Consider the following 22,473-nt stretch of genomic DNA (forward strand, 5'->3'; position numbering starts at 1 on the left):
GCGTACGGGTCGCCGCCCCGGCGGGCCGCGCGCCACGCGGCCGTCAGGTCGTCGCCGTACTCGCGGGGCGGCTCCTCGGAGAGAAGGGCCACGATCTCCGCGGCGCGCCGGGTGCCCACGCGCGGCGCGCCGTCCAGCAGGGCGCGGCCCAGACGGGGATGCACACCCAGGTGTGCCAGCCGTCTGCCGCGCCCCGTCGCGCGGCCGTCGGGGTCCACCGCGCCGATCGCGCGCAGTACCTCACCCGCCGCCGCCATGGCCCCCGCCGGGGGCGCGTCCAGCAGCGCGAGGCCCGTCGCCCCGGGGTCGCCCCACACCGCGGCCTGCAGCGCGAACGCCGTGAGGTCCGCCACCTGGATCTCCGGGGCGGGGAAGGCCGCCAGCCTGCCGTGCTCCGCCTCGGGCCAGCACCGGTACACCGTGCCCGGGGCCTCACGCCCCGCGCGGCCGGCCCGCTGCCGGGCCGACGCCCGGGACGCCCGTGCCGTCGTCAGCGCGCTCAGCCCCCGGGCGTGGTCCACCCGGGGCTCTCGCGCCAGACCCGAGTCGACCACCACCCGCACCCCCGGCACCGTCAGCGACGACTCGGCCACCGACGTCGCCAGCACCACCCGGCGCCCGCGGCCGGGGGAGAGCACCGCGTCCTGCACCGACGCGGGCGCCCTGCCGTGCACCTGGAGCACGTCCACGTCCGGCAGCCCGCCCAGGAGGCCCGCCACGCGCGCGATCTCCCCCACTCCGGGAAGGAAGCACAGGATGTCGCCGTCCCGCTCCCCGAGCGCCCGGCGCACCACCCCCGCCACATGCGTCAGCAGCGCCGGGTCCACCTTCATGCCGTGCGGCGGTCGCACGGCGCGCGGCGGCGGCGCCCACACCACCTCCACCGGGTGCGTCACGCCCGCCGCCTCCACCACCGGCGCGTCGCCCAGCAGCCGCGCCCACCCTGCGGCGTCCGTCGTCGCCGACGCCGCGACCAGCTTCAGCTCGGGCCGCAGTGTCTCCCGTACATCCAGCAGGAAGGCCGCCACCGTGTCCGCGTCCAGATGCCGCTCGTGGCACTCGTCGAGCATCACCACGTCAACCCCGGGCAGCTCCTGGTCCCGCTGGAGCCGCTGCAGCAGCACGCCGGTCGTCACCACCTCGACGACCGTCTCCCGCGACACCGCCCGCTCACCGCGCACCGTGAACCCGACCCGGCCGCCCGTCTTCTCCCTGAGCAGCCACGCCATCCGCCGGGCCGCCGCCCGCGCCGCGATCCGCCGCGGCTCGGCCACCACGACCCTGAACCCCCGCTCGGCCAGCACCAACGGCACCAGCGTCGTCTTGCCCGTGCCGGGCGGCGCGCACAGTACCGCCGACCCGGGCCCGGCCAGTGCCGCCTCCAGCGCGGGCAGGGCGTCGCGTACGGGAAGCCGCTCCCGTTCCCCGGCACGGATCACCACCAGTGCCCTCAGTCCCTCCCCCGGCCCTCGGCCGGGGGAGTCCGCGTCTCGCTCCGCTCGCACACGAAGACCGCCGTCCCGGGAATCAGGTTCCCGCGCAGCGGCGACCACCCGCCCCACTCCTGGCTGTTCCAGCCCGGCCACTCCGGCTCCACCAGGTCCACCAGCCGGAACCCGGCCGCCACCACGTCCCGCACCCGGTCGCCCAGCGTCCGGTGGTGCTCCACGTACACCGCCCGGCCCCGTTCGTCCTGCTCGACGTACGGCGTGCGGTCGAAGTAGGAGGCGGCGACCGACAAGCCCTCCGGGCCCGGCTCGTCCGGGAAGGCCCAGCGGATCGGGTGGGTGACCGAGAAGACCCACCGGCCACCCGGCCGCAGCACCCTCCGCACCTCGCGGAACACGTTCACCGGGTCCGCGACGAACGGCACCGCCCCGTACGCCGAGCACGCGAGGTCGAAGGACCCGTCCCGGAAGGGCAGCGCCCCCGCGTCCGCCTCCACCAGCGACACCCCGTCCCCGGCGGCGCCCAGCCGCAGCGCGTGCTGGAGCTGGCGGTGGGACAGGTCCAGCGCGACCGGCCTCGCCCCCTGCGCGGCCAGCCAGCGCGAGCACTGTGCCGCGCCCGCGCCGATCTCCAGCACCTCCCGGCCCTTCAGGGACCCGGCGGGCCCGAGCAGCCGGGCCTCCTCCTCGTCCAGGCCCTCCGGGCCCCACACGAACCGGTCGTCCCCGAGGAACGTGCCGTGCTCGCTCTGGTACTCGTCCGCGTTCCGGTCCCACCAGCCCCGGCTGGCCCGGCTGCTCTCCGCGTCGCCCGCGTCACGGCGAGTCGCCTCCGGCTCGTAGTCTTGGTTCATCTCGCCCGCCGTTGTAGGTTCGCCGTCGTCTGGGGTGCGTCGGCCGTCGCCGGTCGACGCGGGAAGCGGGACACGCGTGACCGCGTGGACGTGCCCGGTACGCCGGGGGCCACCATGGCCTGCGGCAAGCTTAGTTGCGCCGGGTATGCGGCGATGCGCCCCCGGTGGGCCCCTTCGCGCATTGACCGGGTCCGGCGGCCCCCGTATGCTAAAGGTTGCGCTGCGGGCCTGCGTGCCTCGGACGGAGCAGGCCGCGCTCGCATCTGTATGTATGTCCCCTCGGTTGTCGAGGCGCCTCCCAGTCCTCTGGGTCGGCGCTTCCTTGGCTGTCCGGCTTCTGCAGCTGCGATACGGGCTCTCGGCGTAGCAGTACCTACGACTTCAATGTCCGTACCGGAGCCCTTTCCCACATGACGAGCAGCACCGAGACCACCGCCACCACCCCGCAGGTTGCGGTCAACGACATCGGTAACGAGGAAGCCTTCCTCGCCGCGATCGACGAGACGATCAAGTACTTCAACGACGGCGACATCGTCGACGGCGTCATCGTGAAGGTCGACCGGGACGAGGTCCTGCTCGACATCGGTTACAAGACCGAAGGTGTCATCCCGAGCCGCGAGCTCTCGATCAAGCACGACGTCGACCCGAACGAGGTCGTCAAGGTCGGCGACGAGATCGAGGCCCTGGTTCTCCAGAAGGAGGACAAGGAAGGCCGCCTGATCCTCTCGAAGAAGCGCGCCCAGTACGAGCGTGCCTGGGGCACCATCGAGAAGATCAAGGAAGAGGACGGCATCGTCACCGGTACCGTCATCGAGGTCGTCAAGGGTGGTCTCATCCTCGACATCGGCCTCCGCGGCTTCCTCCCGGCGTCCCTCGTCGAGATGCGCCGCGTCCGCGACCTCCAGCCGTACGTCGGCAAGGAGCTCGAGGCGAAGATCATCGAGCTGGACAAGAACCGCAACAACGTGGTCCTGTCCCGCCGCGCCTGGCTGGAGCAGACCCAGTCCGAGGTCCGCCAGACGTTCCTCACGACCCTCCAGAAGGGGCAGGTCCGCTCCGGCGTCGTCTCCTCGATCGTCAACTTCGGTGCCTTCGTGGACCTGGGTGGCGTCGACGGTCTGGTCCACGTCTCCGAGCTGTCCTGGAAGCACATCGACCACCCGTCCGAGGTCGTCGAGGTCGGCCAGGAGGTCACCGTCGAGGTTCTCGACGTCGACATGGACCGCGAGCGTGTCTCCCTGTCGCTGAAGGCGACCCAGGAGGACCCGTGGCAGCAGTTCGCCCGGACCCACCAGATCGGTCAGGTCGTCCCGGGTAAGGTCACCAAGCTCGTTCCGTTCGGTGCGTTCGTCCGTGTCGACGAGGGCATCGAGGGCCTGGTCCACATCTCCGAGCTGGCCGAGCGCCACGTGGAGATCCCGGAGCAGGTCGTCCAGGTCAACGACGAGATCTTCGTCAAGGTCATCGACATCGACCTGGAGCGTCGCCGGATCTCGCTGTCGCTGAAGCAGGCCAACGAGTCCTTCGGCGCCGACCCGTCGGCCGTCGAGTTCGACCCGACCCTGTACGGCATGGCCGCGTCCTACGACGACCAGGGCAACTACATCTACCCCGAGGGCTTCGACCCGGAGACCAACGACTGGCTGCCCGGCTACGAGAAGCAGCGCGAGGAGTGGGAGCGGCAGTACGCCGAGGCCCAGCAGCGCTTCGAGCAGCACCAGGCGCAGGTCATCAAGTCCCGCGAGGCCGACGCCGCCGCCGCTGCCGAGGGTGGCGCCGCCGCTCCGGCCGCCGCGCCGACCGGCGGTTCGTACTCCTCGGAGTCGGACGACAACTCCGGCGCCCTGGCGTCGGACGAGGCGCTCGCCGCCCTCCGCGAGAAGCTGGCCGGCGGCCAGAGCTGAACAGGCTCTGTCCCAGGCAGCAGCGGTAGTCGCTGACTGACGCGACACCGAGGCCCGTCCCGCAAGGGGCGGGCCTCGGTGCGTCGCGGCGCCGGTCGTACGTGGACCTCGGCCTGTGCACGGTGCGTGCACAACCGGGAATGTCAGTGGCTCATGCGACGTTCTTCCGTACGGACACGAGGAGGAGCGGTAATCGTGGTTGATCCGCAGGACTTGTACGCATGGGAGCCGAAGGGCCTGGCGGTGGCCGACATGGCACTGGCCCAGGAGTCCGCCGGCCTGATCATGCTCTATCACTTCGACGGGTACATCGACGCGGGCGAGGTCGGTGAGCAGATCGTCGGCCAGCTGCTCGACTCGCTGCCGCACCAGGTCGTGGCCCGCTTCGACCACGACCGTCTGGTGGACTACCGGGCCCGCCGCCCGCTGCTCCACTTCCGCAGGGACCGCTGGGTCGGCTACGACACTCCGAGCATCGAACTGCGCATCGTCCAGGACGCCACCGGCGCGCCGTTCCTGCTGCTGAGCGGTCCCGAACCGGACGTCGAGTGGGAGCGGTTCGCCGCCGCCGTACGGCAGATCACGCAGCGGCTCCGGGTACGCCTCGCGGTCAACGTCCATGGCATCCCGATGGGCGTCCCGCACACCCGCCCCGTGGGCCTCACCCCGCACGGCAACCGCACCGACCTCGTGCCCGGGCACCGCAGCCCGTTCGACGAGGCGCAGGTGCCGGGCAGCGCCGAGGCGCTCATCGAGTACCGGCTGATGGAGGCCGGACAGGATGTCCTGGGTGTCGCCGCGCATGTGCCGCACTATGTCGCACGCTCCGCCTACCCGGACGCGGCGCTGACCGCGGTGGAGGCCATCACCGGCGCGACCGGCCTGGTCCTCCCCGGCATCGCCCACACCCTGCGGAGCGCCGCCCAGCGCACCCAGACCGAGATCGAGCGCCAGATCCGAGACGGTGACGAGGAACTGATCGCCCTGGTCAAGGGCCTTGAGCACCAGTACGACGCGCTGGCCGGCGCCGACACCCGCGGCAGCCTGGTCGCGGAGCCCGTGGACCTCCCCTCGGCGGACGAGCTGGGCCGGCAGTTCGAGCGCTTTCTGGCCGAACGTGAAGGCGACACCCCGTAGGCGCGGTGCCCTCCGGCCCGGTCCGGGACGACCCGCCCGCCGCCCGGCGCGTCCCGGGGCATAGGCTGCCACCATGCTGACCGTGGGGCTGACCGGCGGAATCGGGGCCGGCAAGAGCGAGGTGTCGCGGCTGCTCGTCTCGTACGGGGCCGTGCTGATCGACGCCGACAAGATCGCCCGCGAGGTCGTCGAGCCCGGTACGCCCGGGCTCGCGGCCGTCGTGGAGGCCTTCGGGCCGGACATCCTGACGCGTGAAGGCGCCCTGGACCGGCCGAAGCTGGGTGCCATCGTGTTCGCGGACCCCGAGCGCCTCGCCACCCTCAACGGCATCGTCCACCCGCTGGTCGGCGCGCGCTCCGCCGAACTCCAGCAGGCCGCCGACCCGGACGCGGTCGTGGTCCACGACGTGCCGCTGCTCACCGAGAACGGTCTCGCGCCCCTGTACGACGCAGTCGTGGTCGTCGACGCCACCCCCGAGACCCAGCTCGACCGGCTCGTCAGGCTCCGGGGCATGACGGAGGGTGAAGCCCGTTCGCGGATGGCCGCCCAGGCCGCACGGGAGCGACGGCGCGCCGTCGCGGACTACGTCATCGACAACGACGGCCCGCTGGAGGAGCTGGAGCCGCAGGTCCGCAGGGTCTGGCAGGAGCTGGTCGCGCGGGCGGCCCGCGACTCGTCCAAAGACGCCTCCCGGGCCTGAGGGCCCCGGGCCGCGTCCCCGGACACCCGAGCCTCCGCCGCGGCCGGTCACCCCGCCGCGGCTCCGGAATACCGGGGCCGTGGCGGCTGTTGAACGGCCGGAGCCAGGGGAAGGATGAGAACCGTGTACGAGAGCACCCCCGAGAGCCACGTCATCGACTTCCGGGCCGCCGAGCACCTGCTCGCCGCCCGGGACCCGCGCGGGGCCGTCAAGCTGCTCGACTCGGTGATCGCGGCCCACCCCGAGAACACCGCCGCGCGCCTGCTGCGCGCCCGCGCCTTCTTCATGTCGGCCGCGCTCCGTTCCGCGGAGCTGGAGTTCGAGCTGGTCATCGAACGCGAGCCGGACAACGCCTATGCCCACTTCGGGCTCGCGCGCACGCTGGAGCGGGCGGGCCGCGACCGTCACGCCCGGCGTCACTTCCGGCTGGCCGCTGCCCTGGACCCGAGGCCCGAGTACGTGCGGGCCGCAGGCTTCGACGGCGACGACTGAGGCCACCTGCCCCGCCCGCTGTCAGACCCCTTCCGTGGCGTTGTGTGTGCACAGCGTCACGGCCGAGGGGGTGGTGGGCGACGGCGGTCCGGGGCGTACGGGGGGATGTCGGGACCGGGCTGGTAGTGCGGGCCCTGGCGGATGTGGCGTACGACCAGCAGCAGGTCCGTGAGCACGACCAGCGCCAGGACGCCGCACGCGGTCGCCCAGCCGACGCTGCCTACGAACGCGAACACCACGGTGCCGCCGACGGCCCAGAGCAGCCCCCAGACACTCAGCCAGAACCGCAGCCGCAGGGCACTGCGCGCGGTGAGTGGTTCGTTGCCACTGCGCATGATCATGGTCATCGGTCTCCGCACCGGCGAGTACCCGGGAGACGCCTCCCGACGCGGGGCTGTCAGACCCGGGTCGTATGGTCGGAGACCTGGCCGGCAGCGGAGGGAGGTGAGCGGGATCCGGTACGAGACGCACCCGGGCGCGGGTCCGGAGGCCCGCGGCGTGGTGGCACCGGAGGAGCTGTGCGGGTTCGCCGCCGTGTTCCTGCCGGACTCGCTGCCTCGCGCGGGGCGGGTCGCCTTCTGGGCGCCCGACGGCCGGACCCTGCCCGAGACCGGGGCCGCGGAACAGCTCACGGTCGTGCGGCGCCACGGCGCGGGCGCCCGCACCCGTACCGTCCCCGCGCTCGTGCTGTCCGTCGACGACGCCCTGCCGCTCCTCGCCGCGGCCCGGCACGCCCCGGGCGCGCACCCGGCGGCCGCCTGCTGGGGCGCCGCCGCGCTGCACGCCCTGCATCTGGTGGCGCGCGGACGGCTGCTGCCCGGGCTGACGGCCGACGACCGGGACGCCTGGAGGGCCGGGCCCCTGGACGCCGACGACATCGCCCACCTCCGGGCGGTCGCCGCGGCCATGCCGTACGAGGCTCACGCGGTGCCCGTCCCCGGGCGCCGTCCCCTCCGGCTGCCCGAGCCCGAGGCGCTCGTGCGGGCCTTCCTGGACGCCGTCGCGGACACCGGGCCCCGCACCCCGGCGGCGGCCTTCGCAGCGGGGGAGGCGTTCGCGGCGCGGGAGCCGCAGCGCCTGCCGCGGGCCCGGGCCTGGGCGGCCGAGGTCGCCGCGGGCATGGACGCGGGCGTCCGCGTCTCGCTGCGCCTGGACCTCTCACCGTACGAGCTGTTCGACACCCGCGACCCCGAGGGGTCCCTGCCGGACGCGGGCGGCGAGGTGCGGCAGGCCGCGGCGGCGGTCCTGCAGGTGCACAGCCTGACCGATCCCGCCCTGGTGGTCGACGCGGCTGGGCTGTGGGCCGCGGACGTCGACCGCCGTTTCGGGCCCCGTGCCCGGGTCGACGCCATGCTCGCCCTGCGCCGCGCCGCCCGGGTCTGGCCGCCGCTCACCCGGCTGCTGGAGCGGGCCGTGCCCGATGTGCTGGCCGTCACCGAGAGCGAGTTGTACGAGTTGCTGGGGCCCGCGGCGGCCCGGCTCGACGCGGCGGGTGTCACCGTCCACTGGCCGCGCGAACTGGCCCGGTCCCTGACCGCCAGTGCCGTGGTACGGCAGGCTCCGGGCTCCGCGACGGACGGGACGCCGTTCTTCGACAGCACCGAACTGCTGCGATTCGACTGGCAGCTGGCCCTGGACGGTGACCCGCTCACCGAGCGGGAGATGGACGCCCTGGCGGAGGCCCACCGTCCGGTGGTGCGGCTGCGGGACCAGTGGGTGGTGGTCGACCCCGCGCTTGTCCGCAAGGCCCGCAAGCGGCAGCTCGGCCTGCTGGAGCCGGTGGACGCGCTGGCCGCCGCGCTCACCGGAACGGCCCAGGTGGACGGCGAGACCGTGGAGGCCGTGCCGGTCGGCGCGCTCGCCGCCCTGCGTGACCGGCTGCTGGGCGGGCCCGCCGACGTCCCGCAGCCGCCGGGCCTGCGGGCGACTCTGCGGGACTACCAGCGGCGGGGGCTCGGCTGGCTGGACCTGATGACCTCGCTGGGTCTCGGCGGCTGTCTCGCCGACGACATGGGCCTGGGCAAGACGGTCACGCTCATCGCCCTGCACCTGCGGCGCGCCCATGCCTCGCCCACCCTTGTCGTCTGTCCCGCCTCGCTGCTCGGCAACTGGGAGCGGGAGATCCTGCGTTTCGCCCCCGATGTGCCGGTGCGGCGCTTCCACGGCCCCGGACGGACCCTGGACGGTCTGGACGGCGGCTTCGTCCTCACCACCTACGGCACGATGCGCGGCAGCGCGGAGCAGCTCGCCGCCCGGCAGTGGGGGATGGTCGTCGCGGACGAGGCCCAGCACGTCAAGAACCCGTTCTCCGCCACGGCCAGGGCTCTGCGCACCCTCCCCGCCCCCGCCAGGGTCGCCCTCACCGGGACACCGGTCGAGAACAACCTGTCCGAGCTGTGGGCGCTGCTCGACTGGACCACGCCCGGGCTGCTCGGCCCGCTCAAGGCGTTCCGCGCCCGCCACGCTCGCGCCGTCGAGAACAGCGAGGAGCTGGGTGACGACGAGGCGGTGGAGCGGTTCGCCCGGCTCGTCCGCCCGTTCCTGCTGCGCCGCCGCAAGTCCGACCCGGGCATCGTGCCGGAGCTGCCGCCCAAGACCGAGTCCGACCACCCCGTGCCGCTCACCCGCGAGCAGGCCTCCCTGTACGAGGCGGTGGTCCGGGAGACGATGGCGGCCGTCGAGGGCGCCGAGGGCATCGCGCGGCGCGGCCTGGTCATGAAGCTCCTGACGTCTCTCAAGCAGATCTGCAACCATCCGGCGCAGTATCTGAAGGAGGACCCGGTCCGGCTCTCCGGCCGGTCCGGGAAGCTCGCCCTGCTGGACGAGCTGCTCGACACGGTCCTGGCCGAGGACGGCTCCGTCCTGGTCTTCACCCAGTACGTGTCCATGGCCCGGCTGCTCACCGCCCATCTGACCGCCCGTGCCGTCCCGTCCCAGCTGCTGCACGGCGGTACGCCCGTCGTCGAGCGGGAGCGCATGGTGGACCGCTTCCAGTCCGGCGGCGTCCCGGTGTTCGTGCTGTCGTTGAAGGCCGCCGGGACGGGCCTCAACCTGACCCGGGCCGGCCATGTCGTCCACTACGACCGGTGGTGGAACCCGGCCGTGGAGGAGCAGGCCACCGACCGTGCCTACCGCATCGGCCAGACCCAGCCCGTGCAGGTGCACCGGCTCATCGCCGAAGGCACGGTCGAGGACCGCATCGCACAGCTCCTCGCCTCCAAGCGTGCTCTCGCTGACGCGGTCCTCGGCTCCGGAGAGGCCGCCCTCACCGAACTGACGGACCGTGAACTGGCCGACCTCGTGTCCCTGAGGAGGCCTGCATGAGCTCCGCACGGCCACGCGGGGTCCCGGCCCGCCTCCGCGGGCAGCCCGCCCACCACGACGACCGGCGCCGCACGTTCCCGCCGCTGACCCCCGTCGCCGGTGGCGCGGACGGCGGCCTCGCCGCCACCTGGTGGGGCAACGCCTGGGTGTCCGCCCTGGAGGACACCGCGCTCGACGCCGCCCGCCTCGCGCGTGGCAGGGCCTACGCGAGCCGGGGACTGGTCGACGCGATCACGGTCACCCCGGGCCGCGTCACCGCCTACGTCCACGGCAGCCGCGCCCGCCCGTACCGTACGGAGATCCGGCTGCGGGTGCTCGGGGACGAGGAGTGGGAGGGGCTGCTGGACGCCGCAGCGGCCCGCCCCGATCACATCGCCGCACTCCTGGACAAGGAAGTGCCGCGCGTCCTGGCCGCCGTGTCCGGTCTGCTGCCGCAGGCGGGGGACCTCGTCCCCGACTGTTCCTGCCCCGACGACGGCTACCCGTGCAAGCACGCCGCCGCGCTCTGCTACCAGGCGGCCAGGCTGCTCGACCAGGACCCCTTCACGCTGTTTCTCATGCGGGGGCGTGGCGAGCAGGAGATCCTCGCGGACCTCGGCCGCCGCAACACCGCCCGCACGGCCGTGGAGACCGGTACCGAGCCGCCGCCGCTGCCCACCGTGCCCGCCCGTGCCGCCGTCACGGCCACCCCCGCCTCCGCCCTCCCGCCGCCGCTGCCCCTGCCGGCCCAACCGGGCCGCCCGCCCGTGTACCCGGAGGGGCCGGACGCGCCCGACCCGCTGTCCCTGGAGATGCTGGCCACGGAGGCCGCGGCCCGCGCCCATGCCCATCTGGCCACCGGCCACGACCCGGTCGCCGCGCTCACCCCGTGGCAGGACGCCGTGCGGCTGGCCGCGGCCCACCCGGGCTCCGGACTGACCGCTTCCACCCGGGGTCTCTACCGGGACCTCGCCGCCGCCCTGGACCGCACACCCGGGGAGCTGGCCCGCGCGGTGGCGGCCTGGCGCCAGGGCGGGCCCTCGGGGCTCGCCGCACTGGAGGAGGCGTGGGACCCGCCCGCCGGGCCGTTCGACCGGGCCCGGCCCGCGCTCACAGCCGCCGACCTCCCGCACTTCCGGCCGTGGCGGAACCGGCTGTCCACGGCCACGCTCCAGCTCCGCTACGGCCGTGACGGGCTCTGGTACGGCTACGAGTCCGACGCGGGCCGCGAGGACTGGTGGCCCCGGGGCACCCCCGACGCCGACCCCGTGGGCGCGCTCGCCGGACTCCTCGGCCGGTGACGGGCCGTCACAGGCGGGACGTCTGTCGCCACCCTGACGGGTGAGCCGATCGGTGGGTGATGTGAAAGGTCTATTAGTTCTCCCCCGATGGGGTGAAAGCGGTAAGCGTCATAACCCGTCCGTGAGATAGCGCGTTAACCCCGGTGCGGGCGAGTGCCCGTGAACGTCTCCGGAAGGCAGGAAGCCATGAGGCATACGCGCCGAAATGGTCTCGTCACTCTGATGGCCACGGGCGGCGTCCTCGCCCTGGCTGCGGGTTCCGCGCACGCCGACGCCGACGCGTCCGGTGCCGCGACCGACTCACCCGGCGTGGGATCCGGCAACACCGTGCAGCTGCCCGTGCACGTCCCCGTCAACGCCTGCGGCAACACCGTGAACGTGGTGGGGCTGCTCAACCCCGCCATGGGTAACACCTGTGTGAACAAGGGCGGGAGCGGCAAGGGGAGCGGCCACGCCCACGGGAGCGAGAACGGCTCCGGGAGCGGGAGCGGGCACGGCCAGGGCGGCGGTGAGGGTCACGGCAGCGGCTCCGGCTCGCACGGCGGCGGGTCCTCGCACGGCGGCGGGTCCTCCAACGGCGGGGGCGCGACGGCCGAGGCGAGCGAGGCCGGTTCGCCCGGGGTGATCTCCGGCAACGGCATCCAGCTGCCCGTCGACCTGCCGGTCAACGTCTCCGGCAACTCCGCGAACGTCGTCGGTATCGGCAACCCCGTGTTCGGCAACACGTCCGTCAACGTCAGCGAGCCGCCGGCCGAGAGCCCGAAGCCCGAGGAGCCGATGACGCCGCCGCGGGACGACCGCACCGTCGTGCCGCCCCAGGAGGACGAGGCCGCGCCGCCCGCCGGGGACGCCGGACCCGCCGGACCCGCCGCTCCCGTGGCCCAGTCCGGCCCGCCCGTCCTCGCCCGGACCGGCAGCGGAGACCTGGCCGGCGGGCTGCTCCCGACTGCGGCGGGGCTGATTCTCGCCGGCGGACTCCTGCGCCGCCGCTTCCGCTCGGCCGCCGACGGCTCCTGAACCGGCCGGTGCCGGATCATGCCCGGTGCCGGAAGCCCGGCTGGTGGAGGGACGCCGGGGGCCGGGTCCCTGCCGCGCCGCGGCACTCAGGACCGCCAGGCCGCCAGCATCTCGTCGACGAGCGGGGCCACCCGGGTCCGGGCCCGGTGGCGGGGGACGCCGTCCGCCAGCAGGGCGTCGTAGCCGGTGTCCACATGGCGCACCGAGGCGCGTACCGCGGCGGTGACCGCGCCTTCGTCGAGTGCTCGCCCGGCCGCCGTACGACCCACCCGGCCGCTTCCGCGCACCGAGGCGTGCGCCGCGATCTCCGCGGCCCGCTCGGCCGGGCAGCCCGGGAACAGTCGCCGTATCCCGGCCTCCAGCTCGGCCGTGACCCTCGCGTCGCCGGCCGCACGGCGCTTCGCGTCCCTGGCCCGGCGGCGGGCACGTGCCTCGGCGTCCGCCAGGCATGCCGCCTTCGCCCGGGCCAGGGCGGCCTCCTCGACGAGGATGCCCTGCCGCTCGTACCGCGTACGGCGCCGGTTGTGCCGTACGACCACCGCCCACAGCGTGCCCGCCTCCCGGGCCCGCCGGGTCAGCGCCGCGTCCCCGCGCGGCAGATAGACCAGATGGCCCAGGTCCGCGCAGTCCAGACAGAGCGGCCCGGCCGACTCCAGCACCATCCGCCGCACCGGCCCCCGGCGGCACTCCGCACAGCGTGCCGCCTTCCGGGGCTCCACGACCACGACCGGTTCCTGTGACACGACACCTCCCGGGGGCAGGGGAACTGGCGGTGTGTCCCATCCGGAAGTTACCCGCGGCTCCCCGTTCCTACTGCCGGTAACCGCTCAGGAACCGGCCGATCCGGCTGATCGCGGCATCGAGGTCGTCGGCGTACGGGAGGGTCAGGATCCGGAAGTGGTCGGGGCGCGGCCAGTTGAAACCGGTGCCCTGGACGACCTGGATCTTCTCCCGCAGCAGCAGGTCGAGGACGAACTTCTCGTCGTCCAGGACCGGGTGCACCTTCGGGTCGAGGCGAGGGAACGCGTACAGCGCGCCGCGCGGCTTCACGCACGACACCCCGGGAATCTCGTTGAGCTTCTGCCAGGCGCGGTCGCGCTGTTCGTGCAGCCTGCCGCCCGGTGCGGTCAGGTCCCGGATGGACTGGCGGCCACCGAGCGCGGCCTGAATGGCGTACTGGGCGGGCGCGTTGGGGCACAGCCGCATGGAGGCGAGCATCGTCAGCCCCTCCAGGTAGTTCCGGGCGTGCTGCCGGGGTCCGGAGACGACGAGCCAGCCGGAGCGGAACCCGGCCACGCGGTACGTCTTGGACAGCCCGCCGAAGGTGAGGACGACGAGGTCGGGGGCGACGGCGGCGGCCGGGTGGTGGACGGCGCCGTCGTAGAGGATCTGGTCGTAGATCTCGTCCGCGAAGACCATCAGCTGGTGGCGACGGGCCAGGTCCAGCATCCCCTCCAGGACCTCACGCGGATAGACCGCGCCCGTGGGGTTGTTGGGGTTGATGATGACCAGGGCCTTCGTACGGTCCGTGATCTTCGAGGCGAGGTCGTCGAGGTCCGGGTACCAGTCGGCGGACTCGTCGCACAGGTAGTGCACCGGGCGCCCGCCCGCCAGGGTGGTGACGGCCGTCCACAGCGGGAAGTCCGGGGCCGGGATGAGCACTTCGTCGCCGTCCTCGACCAGTGCCTGCACCGCCATGGTGACCAGCTCGGAGACGCCGTTGCCGAGGTAGACGTCGTCGACGTCCACGTCCGGCAGACCCATCTCCTGGTAGCGCTGGGCCACCGCCCGGCGGGCGGAGAGGATGCCGCGCGAGTCGGTGTAGCCATGGGCCTGCGGCAGCATCCGGATCATGTCCTGGACGATCTCCTCCGGCGCCTCGAAGCCGAACAGCGCCGGATTGCCGGTGTTGAGGCGCAGCACGCTGTGCCCCGCCTCCTCCAGGGCGTTGGCCTGCTCTATCACGGGACCGCGGATCTCGTAGCAGACCTCGCTGAGCTTGCTCGACTGCCGGAACTCCATGGCCGTGACCCCGATCTCTCCCTGGGAACTGTGATGCTTGGTTTTACCAAGCTGGAGCTTGGAAAGTCCAACAACTTGTCTAGACTGCGTCCCATGCCACGTCAGAGTCAGCGGTCCACCGCCGCCCGCCGCCGGAGCTACGACCAGTACTGCGCCGCCGCCCGCGCGCTCGACGCCGTGGGCGACCGCTGGACGCTGCTGATCGTCCGTGAACTCCTCGCCGGGCCGCGCCGCTACACCGATCTGCACGCCGACCTGCCGGGCGTCAGCACCGACATGCTGGCGAGCCGGCTGAAGGACATGGAGCGCGAGGGGCTCGCGACACGGCGCCGACTGCCGCCGCCCTCCTCCGCGTACGTGTACGAACTGACGCGGCGGGGCCGGGACCTGCTCCCCGTCCTGCGGGAACTGGCCCGCTGGGGCGCCGCGGAGCTGGACGAGCCGCGTCCGACGGACGCCGTGCGGGCGCACTGGTTCGCGATTCCACTGCTGGACGCGCTGGAGCCGCTCGCGGCGGCCGGGGAGCGGTCGGTGGTGGAGGTGGAGCTGGACGAGGGCGTGTTCCACGTGGGTGTGGGGGGTGGTGAGGCCCCGTCGTACGGCGAGGGTCCGGTCGAGGCCCCGGACCTGCGGATGCGCCTGGACGCGGCGACGTGCGTGGCGGTCGGCCGGGGGGAGCGGGAGCTGCCGTCGCCAGGTGCGGCGGGGCGGTAGCCGCGGGGCGGAACCGGATATCACCCCGCACCTCCGCGCCTCCCCGGCCGCTACCCCGGCCGGGCGCCCGGCCGGGTGCAGGCCTCGGCGGCGGCCCGGCAGGCGAACGCGGCGGCCTCGGCGGGCCGCGCGCCCGACAGGTATGCCGCCAGGAACGTGCCCGTGAACGCGTCGCCCGCACCCGTCGTGTCCACCGGGTCGACCCGGGGCGCGGGCACCCGGGCCAGCACCTCACCCCCGGCGGCCAGCAGCGCCCCCTCCGCGCCGAGCGTCACCACCACCAGGGGAAACGTACGGCTCAAGGCCACCGCCGCCGCCTCCGGGGTCGCCGCGCCGGTCAGCAGCGCGGCCTCGTCGGCGTTCGGGAGCAGCACCGCCGCGCCCGCCACCGCGTCCAGGAACCGTCCGGCACCCAGCTCCGCGAGGAAGCCCGCCGACGCCGGGTCCACGCTCACCGGAAGGCCGCGCTCAAGAGCCGAGGTCAGCGCGGCCAGGGCGGCACCCCGGCTGGGTGCGGCGAAGAACAGATAGCCCGACAGGTGCAGATGGACCACCCCGTCCAGCCGGTCGGCCGACCAGTCCGCGGCCGAGAGCCGCAGTACGGCCCCGCTGTCCGTCAGGAACGTCCGCTCCGCTCCCGCCGAACCGTCGACCAGCGACACCACCGTCCCCGTCGGCGCCTCCGGGTCCCGCACCAGGGCCGGCCGCACCCCGGCGCGCCGCAGCTCCGCCTCGTGCCACTCCGCCCGGTCCGTGCCGACCCGGGCCAGCAGCCGCACATCGGCCCAGCCCGACCGCACCGCCCAGCACGCCACGTTCGCCCCCGCGCCGCCCGGCAGCGTACGGATCCGGGCGGCCGTGTCCGTGCCGGGTACGAGCGGCCTGTCGTGCAGCGCCACCACGTCGGTGACCACGTCGCCGACCACCAGTAGCCCGCTCAAAGCGCGCCCGCCGCCCACGCCGCGGCGATCCGCGCCGCCAGCCGCACATTGCCGCGCACCGCCGCAAGATTCGCCTCCAGCGACGCCCCGTCCGTGTGCCGTGCCAGGAAGTCGAGGAGGAACGGGGTGACCCCCTGGCCCGCGATGCCCCGCTCACCGCACTCGGCCAGACCCTCCGCCAGCACCCGGTCGTGCAGCGCCGGGTCCAGCTGCTCGCGTTCCGGCACCGGGTTGGCGACCACCAGCGCCGCCGCCGGTCCGCCCAGCGCGTCCTGAGCCCGCAGCACCGCCGCCACCTCCTCCGGCGAGCGCACCGTCCAGTCCACCGGCTCACCCGACGACGACAGGTAGAAGCCGGGGAACCGGTCCGTCCCGTACCCCACCACCCCCACGCCCAGGGTCTCCAGCCGCTGCAGCGTCGCCGGGACGTCCAGGATCGACTTCACGCCCGCGCACACCACCGCGATCCGGGTCTCCGCCAGCAGCCGCAGGTCCGCCGACTCGTCCTGGGCCTGCGCCCACTCGCGGTGCACACCGCCCAGCCCACCGGTCGCGAACACCCTGATGCCCGCTCGGGCCGCCAGGAACGCCGTCGCGGACACCGTCGTCGCACCGCTCGCCCCGAGCGCCGCCGCAGGCGCCAGATCACGGTGCCCCAGCTTCCGTACGGACGGGTCCGCGGCCACCCGCTCCACCTGCGCCTTGTCCAGCCCCACGCGCGGCACACCGTCCAGCACGGCGACCGTCGCCGGGACGGCGCCCCCGGCCCGTACCAGCGCCTCCAGCTCCTCCGCGACGGCCAGGTTGCGCGGGCGCGGCAGCCCGTGCGCGATGATCGTCGACTCCAGGGCGACCACCGGCCGACGCGCGGCCAGAGCCTCCCGTACCTCTTCCGACACCACCACCACCGAGGTCTCCGACATGACCCATCCCTGGCGCGCCGGACCCCCGCCCAAACCTCAGAACAGCGGCTGCGGGATTACGCCCTCCAGCGCCGGCGGCCTCCGCCCGGTCTCCAGGCCGCCGCCGAAGCCGCCCAGCCCGCCGTCCCTCTCCACCACCCGGTGGCACGGCACCACCACCGGCAGCGGACCGGCGCCCGCCGCCGCGCCGACCGCCTGCGCCGCCCCCGGCTGCCCGGCCCGGGCGGCCGGCTCCCCGTACCCGGCCCCCGTCCCGTACGGCATCCCCACCGCGAGCTCGCGCAGCACCCTCCGGTTGAAGCCGCCCGTCAGCGACCAGTCCAGCGGCAGCCGGAAGTCCCGCAGCCGCCCCGCGGTGCAGGCGTCCAGCGCGCGTACCGGTTCGGCCAGCCGTTCCGAGGCGGCCCCTCCCCGCTCGAGCACGGCCGGGAACCCGGGGGCGTCCGCCCCCGGCCCCGGGTCTCCGAGCCGCTCCGCGAGCCGGCCGGCGCCCGCTCCAGACCCGCGCCCTCCGTGTGGAAGACCACGTTCACCAGCCCCGTGCCGGCGGCGGCCGGCAGCAGCGGCCCGGCGCCGCTGCCGACGACCTCCCACCCCACGGTCCGCGCATCGCCGTCCATGCCGCCCACCGTACGACCGGCCGCCGACATCGATGCCGGCCCCTCGCGCTCCGGTGCCGGACGGCCGGTCGGGAGCGCGGGCCGAAGGTCCCGGGTCCGCCAACCGGGGGAGCAGGAGCTTTCCGTGTCGACTACCCTCCACGCAACGGTCTGCGACGGTCACGAGGGGTGAGGGGCGAGACGTCTATGCAGGGCACAGTCGACGGTTTCAGCCACGGACTCGTCACGCCGGTGGCGGCCTACCTGATGGCCTGCCTCGGCGCGGCGCTCGGCCTGCGCTGCACGACCCGGGCACTGTGGCACCCCGGCACCTTCCGCCCCGGCTGGCTGGCCCTCGGCGCCACCTCCATCGGCGTCGGGATCTGGACGATGCACTTCATCGCCATGATGGGCTTCCACATCGCGGAAGTGCCCGTCGACTACGACCGGCCGATCACCTACGCCAGCCTCGCCATCGCCATCCTCATGGTCGGCATCGGCGTCTTCGTCGTCGGGCTGCGCGGCCGTACCGGCATGGCCCTGATCACCGGCGGCACCATCACCGGCCTCGGTATCGCCTCCATGCACTACCTGGGCATGGCCGGTATGCGGCTGCCTGGACAGATCGAGTACGACACACTCACGGTCGCGCTGTCGGTGGTGATCGCGGTGGTCGCCGCCACGACCGCGCTCTGGGCGGCCGTCTCCGTGCGCGGTGTCCTGTCCGGTCTGGGCGCCAGCCTCGTCATGGGCCTGGCCGCATCCGGAATGCACTACACCGGCATGGCCGCGGTCAGCGTCCATCTGCACCCGGGGGAGACGGACGGGCCCGCCGCCGTGGCGGTGACCGGCCTGGATCCGCTGGGCGGCGTACCCGGCGGCGTCGACGTGGCGGCGCCTCTGGAACCGGTGCCGGCCGAGGCGGACGGCGACACGGCCGCCTCACTGCTCGCCCCGATGCTCGTCGGACCGTCGGCATTCCTGCTGTTCGCGGGTATCGTCGTGCTCTTCGACCCGCTCCTGGTACACGGTGACCGGGACGCCCGTGCCCAGAGCGCCCAGGCCGCCCGGCTGCCGGGAATCCCCGCACCACGCCACCGGGAGACCCCGTACCGCGACCGCTAGGCGCGGCCGCCGGAAGCGGGCCCGGACGGTGATCGGGGCCCGGCTGTCAGTGCGGGGTCGTACGGTGGTCTCATGCGGCCCGTAACCCAGATCGAACGCGCGATGGCACCTTTCGAGGTCGTCAGCCCGTATCAGCCCAGCGGTGACCAGCCCGCGGCCATCGACGACCTCGAGCGGCGCATCCGCGCAGGTGAGAAGGACGTCGTACTGCTCGGTGCCACCGGCACCGGCAAGTCCGCGACCACCGCCTGGATGATCGAGCGGCTCCAGCGCCCCACGCTGGTGATGGCGCCCAACAAGACGCTGGCGGCCCAGCTGGCCAACGAGTTCCGCGAGCTGCTGCCCAACAACGCGGTCGAGTACTTCGTGTCGTACTACGACTACTACCAGCCCGAGGCGTACGTCCCGCAGTCGGACACCTACATCGAGAAGGACTCCTCCATCAACGAGGAGGTCGAGCGGCTGCGGCACTCCGCGACCAACTCCCTGCTGACCCGGCGGGACGTGGTCGTCGTCGCCTCCGTGTCCTGCATCTACGGCCTGGGCACACCGCAGGAGTACGTCGACCGGATGGTCACCCTCAAGGTGGGAGAGGAGACCGACCGGGACGAGCTGCTGCGCCGCTTCGTCGACATCCAGTACACCCGCAACGACCTGGCGTTCACACGGGGCACGTTCCGGGTGCGCGGCGACACCATCGAGATCTTCCCGGTGTACGAGGAACTGGCTGTCCGCATCGAGATGTTCGGGGACGAGATCGAGGCCCTCTCCACCCTGCACCCGCTCACCGGCGAGGTCATCAGCGACGACCGGCAGCTGTACGTCTTCCCGGCCAGCCACTACGTGGCGGGCCCCGAGCGCATGGAGCGCGCCGTCGACGGCATCGAGCGGGAGCTGGAGAGCCGGCTGGCCGAGCTGGAGAAGCAGGGCAGGCTGCTGGAGGCCCAGCGGCTGCGGATGCGCACCACGTACGACATCGAGATGATGCGGCAGGTCGGCTCCTGCTCCGGCATCGAGAACTACTCGATGCACTTCGACCAGCGCGAGCCCGGCTCCCCGCCCAACACCCTCCTCGACTACTTCCCCGAGGACTTCCTGCTGGTCATCGACGAGTCCCATGTCACCGTCCCGCAGATCGGCGCCATGTACGAGGGCGACGCCTCCCGCAAGCGGACGCTTGTCGACCACGGATTCCGGCTGCCGTCCGCACTGGACAACCGGCCGCTGAAGTGGGAGGAGTTCCAGGAGCGCATCGGGCAGACCGTCTACCTGTCGGCCACCCCGGGCACGTACGAGATGTCCCGCTCCGACGGCTTCGTCGAGCAGATCATCCGGCCCACCGGCCTCGTCGACCCCGAGGTCGTCGTCAAGCCGACCGAGGGCCAGATCGACGACCTGGTCCACGAGATCCGGCTGCGTACCGAGCGGGACGAGCGGGTCCTCGTCACCACCCTCACCAAGAAGATGGCCGAGGACCTCACGGACTACTTCCTGGAACTCGGCATCCGGGTGCGTTACCTGCACAGCGACGTGGACACCCTGCGCCGCGTCGAACTGCTGCGGGAACTGCGCTCCGGCGAGTACGACGTGCTGGTCGGCATCAACCTGCTGCGCGAGGGCCTGGATCTGCCCGAGGTGTCCCTCGTCGCCATCCTGGACGCCGACAAGCAGGGCTTCCTGCGCTCGGGTACCTCCCTGATCCAGACCATCGGCCGCGCGGCGCGCAACGTGTCCGGGCAGGTCCACATGTACGCGGACACGGTCACGCCCGCCATGGCGCAGGCCATCGACGAGACCAACCGGCGCCGCGCCAAGCAGGTCGCGTACAACGAGGCCCACGGCATCGACCCGCAGCCGCTCCGCAAGAAGATCAACGACATCGTCGCCACCATCGCGCGCGAGGAGATCGACACGGAGGAGCTTCTCGGCAGCGGCTACCGCAGCCTCAAGGACGGCAAGGGCGCCAAGTCCCCCGTCCCCTCGCTCGGTACCGGCTCCCGCACGGCCAAGGCGGCCAAGACCGGCGGAGGCCCGGCGTCCGCCAAGCCGGCGAAGGGCGGCAAGGGAGCGAAGGCGACCGGGACGGGCGCGCTCACCAGCGACCGCCCCGCCGCCGAACTCGCCGGGATCATCGAGGAGATGACCGAGCGGATGCGGGCCGCCGCAGCCGAGCTGCAGTTCGAGGTGGCCGCACGACTGCGCGACGAGGTCGGCGAGTTGAAGAAGGAGCTCAGGCAGATGAAGGAGGCGGGGATCGCCTGAGCCCGCGGGCCGGACATCAGGCCCGGAACCCGCAGTGTTGCAACACCGATACAAAGTACGGAGCGCCCTGATGACGCCGCCGCACCCCTGCGTAGGGTGCTGGCAACCGCTCTCGACAGCCAGAGGCGGCGCGGGGAACGCACAGGAGAGGGGACAGCGAGTGTCGGTCAACTTGACCAAGGGTCAGGCCATCAGCCTGCAGAAGAGCGACGGGGGGACTCTGACCGCGGTGCGGATGGGGCTCGGCTGGCAGGCGGCACCGCGCCGCGGCCTGTTCGGCTCGCGCACCCGGGAGATCGACCTCGACGCGTCGGCCGTGCTGTTCGCCGACAAGACGGCGGTGGACGTGGTCTTCTTCCGCCACCTCGTCAGCGACGACGGCTCGGTCCGCCACACCGGTGACAACCTGGTGGGCGGCGCGGGCCAGGGCGGCGACGACGAGTCGGTCCTCGTGGACCTGCAGCGCGTCCCGGTCCACATCGACCAGATCGTCTTCACGGTGAACTCGTTCACCGGCCAGACGTTCCAGGAGGTTCAGAACGCCTTCTGCCGCCTCGTCGACGAGACCAACGGCCAGGAGCTGGCCCGCTACACGCTGGACGGCGGCGGCCCCTACACCGCGCAGATCATGGCGAAGGTGCACCGCGCGGGCAGCGGCTGGCAGATGACGGCGCTCGGCCAGGCGGCCAACGGGCGTACGTTCCAGGACCTGCTGCCCGCGATCCTGCCGCACCTGTAGTCCCGCCCGTACCGCGTACGTACCGCAGCTCCCGGAGGCACCTGGCCGCCGGGAGCTGCCCACATGGGCCACCGGCGCGGCCGCAGGGCTTCGACGGCCGATCCGAACCACCAGTGAGGGGAACACAGGCGATGACGGCCGAGCTGGTCCGGGGGCAGAACCACCCGCTGCCGGACACGCGACTGGAGATCCGCCTCTCCGCCGGGGTGCCGGTCGCCGCAGGCGCCCTGCTCGCCGACGCGGACGGCAGGGTGACGGGTCCGGACGGGATCGCCCACCCGGGCTCGCCCCGGCTGCCCGGTGTCGAGGTGTCCCGGCAGGCCGCCGCGCGGCACCGGCTGGCCGTGGACCTGGAGGCCGTGCCCGCCGCCGTGCACCGGGTGAGCGTGCTTCTCGCTCTGCCCGCCGGGACCGGCGGGCCCGACAGGTTCGGTGCCGTGCCCGCGCCCTTCACCGCTGTCACCGGGCTCGACGGCACCGAGATCGCCAGCTTCACCCTCACCGGCCTGGAGAGCGAGTCGGCCGTCGTCGCACTGGAGCTCTACCGGCGCCGGGGCGCCTGGAAGGTCCGCGCGGTCGGCCAGGGGTACGCGGACGGGCTCACGGCACTGCTCCAGGACCAGGGACTGGAGGACGCCGCCGGGCTGGCACGGGGCATCGACGAGGCGGTGACCCGGGGCCTGTCCCGCGCGATCACGCCACCCTCCGCTCCGGACCCCGACCGCGCGCGCCATGACACGGCACCGTCTGCCGGGATGCCCCGGCCCCCGGGGCCGGGGCATCCGCCGCCGGGTGCGTCTGCCGGTTCGTGGCCGGGATCCGCTGCCGGACCGAACGCCGCCCCGCCGCCGGGTGCGGCCTCAGATCCGGCCACGGGGGCCGCTGCCGGGCCTGCGGCCCCGCCGGAGGCCGGCCCGACGGCAGGCCCGGCGGCGACCGGGTCGTGGGTGACCATGACCACGGTCTGGCCCAGCTCGCGCACCGAGTCCCGG

General features: G+C 73.6%; 19 protein-coding genes and 1 pseudogene. 12 read left to right on the forward strand and 8 right to left on the reverse strand.

The features are described 5' to 3' along the window. Both I3F58_RS26965 and I3F58_RS26970 read right to left on the reverse strand, forming a co-directional pair. The coding region (locus I3F58_RS26965; RefSeq protein ID WP_308355070.1) for a helicase-related protein at window positions 1-1,439 on the reverse strand (1,439 nt) is incomplete at its 3' end. An 11-nt stretch (window positions 1,440-1,450) separates the two neighbouring features. After that, a complete protein-coding gene (locus I3F58_RS26970; protein ID WP_240111317.1) occupies window positions 1,451-2,302 on the reverse strand; it encodes a class I SAM-dependent methyltransferase in 852 nt (283 codons plus the stop codon). 410 nt (window positions 2,303-2,712) lie between these two features. Here I3F58_RS26970 and rpsA point away from each other — a divergent pair, with 410 nt between their 5' ends. From rpsA to I3F58_RS26990, 4 genes are all read left to right on the forward strand, one after another. Further along, window positions 2,713-4,206: a 30S ribosomal protein S1 gene (gene rpsA / locus I3F58_RS26975; protein ID WP_240111318.1), complete on the forward strand. Its 1,494-nt coding sequence runs from the start codon at window positions 2,713-2,715 to the stop codon at window positions 4,204-4,206. A gap of 195 nt (window positions 4,207-4,401) precedes the next feature. Continuing rightward, window positions 4,402-5,343 carry a PAC2 family protein gene (locus I3F58_RS26980; RefSeq protein WP_240111319.1) on the forward strand — a complete coding sequence of 314 codons (942 nt, stop codon included), beginning with the start codon at window positions 4,402-4,404 and terminating at the stop codon, window positions 5,341-5,343. Between the two features lie 73 nt (window positions 5,344-5,416). Beyond that, window positions 5,417-6,043 carry a dephospho-CoA kinase gene (coaE, locus tag I3F58_RS26985; protein ID WP_240111320.1) on the forward strand — a complete coding sequence of 209 codons (627 nt, stop codon included), beginning with the start codon at window positions 5,417-5,419 and terminating at the stop codon, window positions 6,041-6,043. A gap of 114 nt (window positions 6,044-6,157) precedes the next feature. Continuing rightward, complete coding sequence (locus tag I3F58_RS26990; protein WP_275678982.1) at window positions 6,158-6,535, forward strand: tetratricopeptide repeat protein; 378 nt, start codon at window positions 6,158-6,160, stop codon at window positions 6,533-6,535. A 56-nt stretch (window positions 6,536-6,591) separates the two neighbouring features. Here I3F58_RS26990 and I3F58_RS26995 read toward each other — a convergent pair whose 3' ends face one another. Continuing rightward, window positions 6,592-6,882 carry a DUF6343 family protein gene (locus I3F58_RS26995; RefSeq protein WP_240111322.1) on the reverse strand — a complete coding sequence of 97 codons (291 nt, stop codon included), beginning with the start codon at window positions 6,880-6,882 and terminating at the stop codon, window positions 6,592-6,594. Window positions 6,883-7,036: 154 nt separating this feature from the next. On the opposite strand from I3F58_RS26995, the gene I3F58_RS27000 reads away from it, so the two are divergent. The 3 genes from I3F58_RS27000 (at window position 7,037) to I3F58_RS27010 (ending at window position 12,156) form a co-directional block, all read left to right on the forward strand. Continuing rightward, a complete protein-coding gene (locus tag I3F58_RS27000; RefSeq protein ID WP_240111334.1) occupies window positions 7,037-9,859 on the forward strand; it encodes a DEAD/DEAH box helicase in 2,823 nt (940 codons plus the stop codon). After that, window positions 9,856-11,139 carry an SWIM zinc finger family protein gene (locus I3F58_RS27005; RefSeq protein WP_240111323.1) on the forward strand — a complete coding sequence of 428 codons (1,284 nt, stop codon included), beginning with the start codon at window positions 9,856-9,858 and terminating at the stop codon, window positions 11,137-11,139. Before I3F58_RS27000 ends, I3F58_RS27005 begins: the two co-directional genes overlap by 4 nt. Window positions 11,140-11,325: 186 nt before the next feature. Further along, on the forward strand, window positions 11,326-12,156 hold the full coding sequence (locus tag I3F58_RS27010; RefSeq protein WP_240111324.1) for a chaplin: 831 nt from the start codon (window positions 11,326-11,328) through the stop codon (window positions 12,154-12,156). A gap of 86 nt (window positions 12,157-12,242) precedes the next feature. Here I3F58_RS27010 and I3F58_RS27015 read toward each other — a convergent pair whose 3' ends face one another. Then, entirely contained in the window at window positions 12,243-12,899 is a 657-nt protein-coding gene (locus I3F58_RS27015; RefSeq protein ID WP_240111325.1) for a DUF2293 domain-containing protein, read from the reverse strand. A 67-nt stretch (window positions 12,900-12,966) separates the two neighbouring features. After that, window positions 12,967-14,178: a pyridoxal phosphate-dependent aminotransferase gene (locus tag I3F58_RS27020; RefSeq protein ID WP_240111326.1), complete on the reverse strand. Its 1,212-nt coding sequence runs from the start codon at window positions 14,176-14,178 to the stop codon at window positions 12,967-12,969. Between the two features lie 93 nt (window positions 14,179-14,271). Here I3F58_RS27020 and I3F58_RS27025 point away from each other — a divergent pair, with 93 nt between their 5' ends. Further along, window positions 14,272-14,892 (forward strand): helix-turn-helix domain-containing protein, encoded by a 621-nt coding sequence (locus tag I3F58_RS27025; protein ID WP_240111327.1) that lies wholly within the window; start codon window positions 14,272-14,274, stop codon window positions 14,890-14,892. A gap of 50 nt (window positions 14,893-14,942) precedes the next feature. Here I3F58_RS27025 and I3F58_RS27030 read toward each other — a convergent pair whose 3' ends face one another. From I3F58_RS27030 to I3F58_RS27040, 3 genes and pseudogenes are all read right to left on the reverse strand, one after another. Beyond that, window positions 14,943-15,833 (reverse strand): carbohydrate kinase family protein, encoded by an 891-nt coding sequence (locus I3F58_RS27030; RefSeq protein ID WP_275678983.1) that lies wholly within the window; start codon window positions 15,831-15,833, stop codon window positions 14,943-14,945. Then, entirely contained in the window at window positions 15,830-16,756 is a 927-nt protein-coding gene (locus tag I3F58_RS27035) for a pseudouridine-5'-phosphate glycosidase (RefSeq protein WP_240111329.1), read from the reverse strand. The genes I3F58_RS27030 and I3F58_RS27035 overlap by 4 nt, the downstream gene beginning before the upstream one ends. A gap of 36 nt (window positions 16,757-16,792) precedes the next feature. Continuing rightward, a pseudogene (locus I3F58_RS27040) lies at window positions 16,793-17,376 on the reverse strand (methylated-DNA--[protein]-cysteine S-methyltransferase). 186 nt (window positions 17,377-17,562) lie between these two features. Between I3F58_RS27040 and I3F58_RS27045 the strand changes: the two are divergent. The 4 genes from I3F58_RS27045 to I3F58_RS27060 all read left to right on the forward strand — a co-directional run. Next, entirely contained in the window at window positions 17,563-18,480 is a 918-nt protein-coding gene (locus I3F58_RS27045) for an MHYT domain-containing protein (RefSeq protein ID WP_240111330.1), read from the forward strand. Between the two features lie 72 nt (window positions 18,481-18,552). Next, window positions 18,553-20,742, forward strand: coding sequence for an excinuclease ABC subunit UvrB (gene uvrB, locus I3F58_RS27050; RefSeq protein WP_240111331.1), 2,190 nt, complete (start codon window positions 18,553-18,555; stop codon window positions 20,740-20,742). 160 nt (window positions 20,743-20,902) lie between these two features. Continuing rightward, window positions 20,903-21,481 carry a TerD family protein gene (locus I3F58_RS27055; protein WP_240111332.1) on the forward strand — a complete coding sequence of 193 codons (579 nt, stop codon included), beginning with the start codon at window positions 20,903-20,905 and terminating at the stop codon, window positions 21,479-21,481. Between the two features lie 131 nt (window positions 21,482-21,612). Then, a partial coding sequence (locus tag I3F58_RS27060; protein WP_240111333.1) for a TerD family protein occupies window positions 21,613-22,473 on the forward strand: 861 nt, incomplete at its 3' end.

It is taken from the genome of Streptomyces sp. MUM 203J (genome assembly GCF_022414595.1).
Taxonomy (GTDB): Bacteria; Actinomycetota; Actinomycetes; order Streptomycetales; family Streptomycetaceae; genus Streptomyces.

Coding starts and splice junctions, on each gene's coding strand:
- I3F58_RS26970 (WP_240111317.1), bottom strand. CDS start 2,302: ATGAACCAAGACTACGAGCCGGAGGCGACTCGCCGTGACGCGGGCGAC.
- rpsA (WP_240111318.1), top strand. CDS start 2,713: ATGACGAGCAGCACCGAGACCACCGCCACCACCCCGCAGGTTGCGGTC.
- coaE (WP_240111320.1), top strand. CDS start 5,417: ATGCTGACCGTGGGGCTGACCGGCGGAATCGGGGCCGGCAAGAGCGAG.
- I3F58_RS26990 (WP_275678982.1), top strand. CDS start 6,158: ATGAGAACCGTGTACGAGAGCACCCCCGAGAGCCACGTCATCGACTTC.
- I3F58_RS26995 (WP_240111322.1), bottom strand. CDS start 6,882: ATGACCATGATCATGCGCAGTGGCAACGAACCACTCACCGCGCGCAGT.
- I3F58_RS27005 (WP_240111323.1), top strand. CDS start 9,856: ATGAGCTCCGCACGGCCACGCGGGGTCCCGGCCCGCCTCCGCGGGCAG.
- I3F58_RS27010 (WP_240111324.1), top strand. CDS start 11,326: ATGAGGCATACGCGCCGAAATGGTCTCGTCACTCTGATGGCCACGGGC.
- I3F58_RS27020 (WP_240111326.1), bottom strand. CDS start 14,178: ATGGAGTTCCGGCAGTCGAGCAAGCTCAGCGAGGTCTGCTACGAGATC.
- I3F58_RS27025 (WP_240111327.1), top strand. CDS start 14,272: ATGCCACGTCAGAGTCAGCGGTCCACCGCCGCCCGCCGCCGGAGCTAC.
- I3F58_RS27035 (WP_240111329.1), bottom strand. CDS start 16,756: ATGTCGGAGACCTCGGTGGTGGTGGTGTCGGAAGAGGTACGGGAGGCT.
- I3F58_RS27045 (WP_240111330.1), top strand. CDS start 17,563: ATGCAGGGCACAGTCGACGGTTTCAGCCACGGACTCGTCACGCCGGTG.
- uvrB (WP_240111331.1), top strand. CDS start 18,553: ATGCGGCCCGTAACCCAGATCGAACGCGCGATGGCACCTTTCGAGGTC.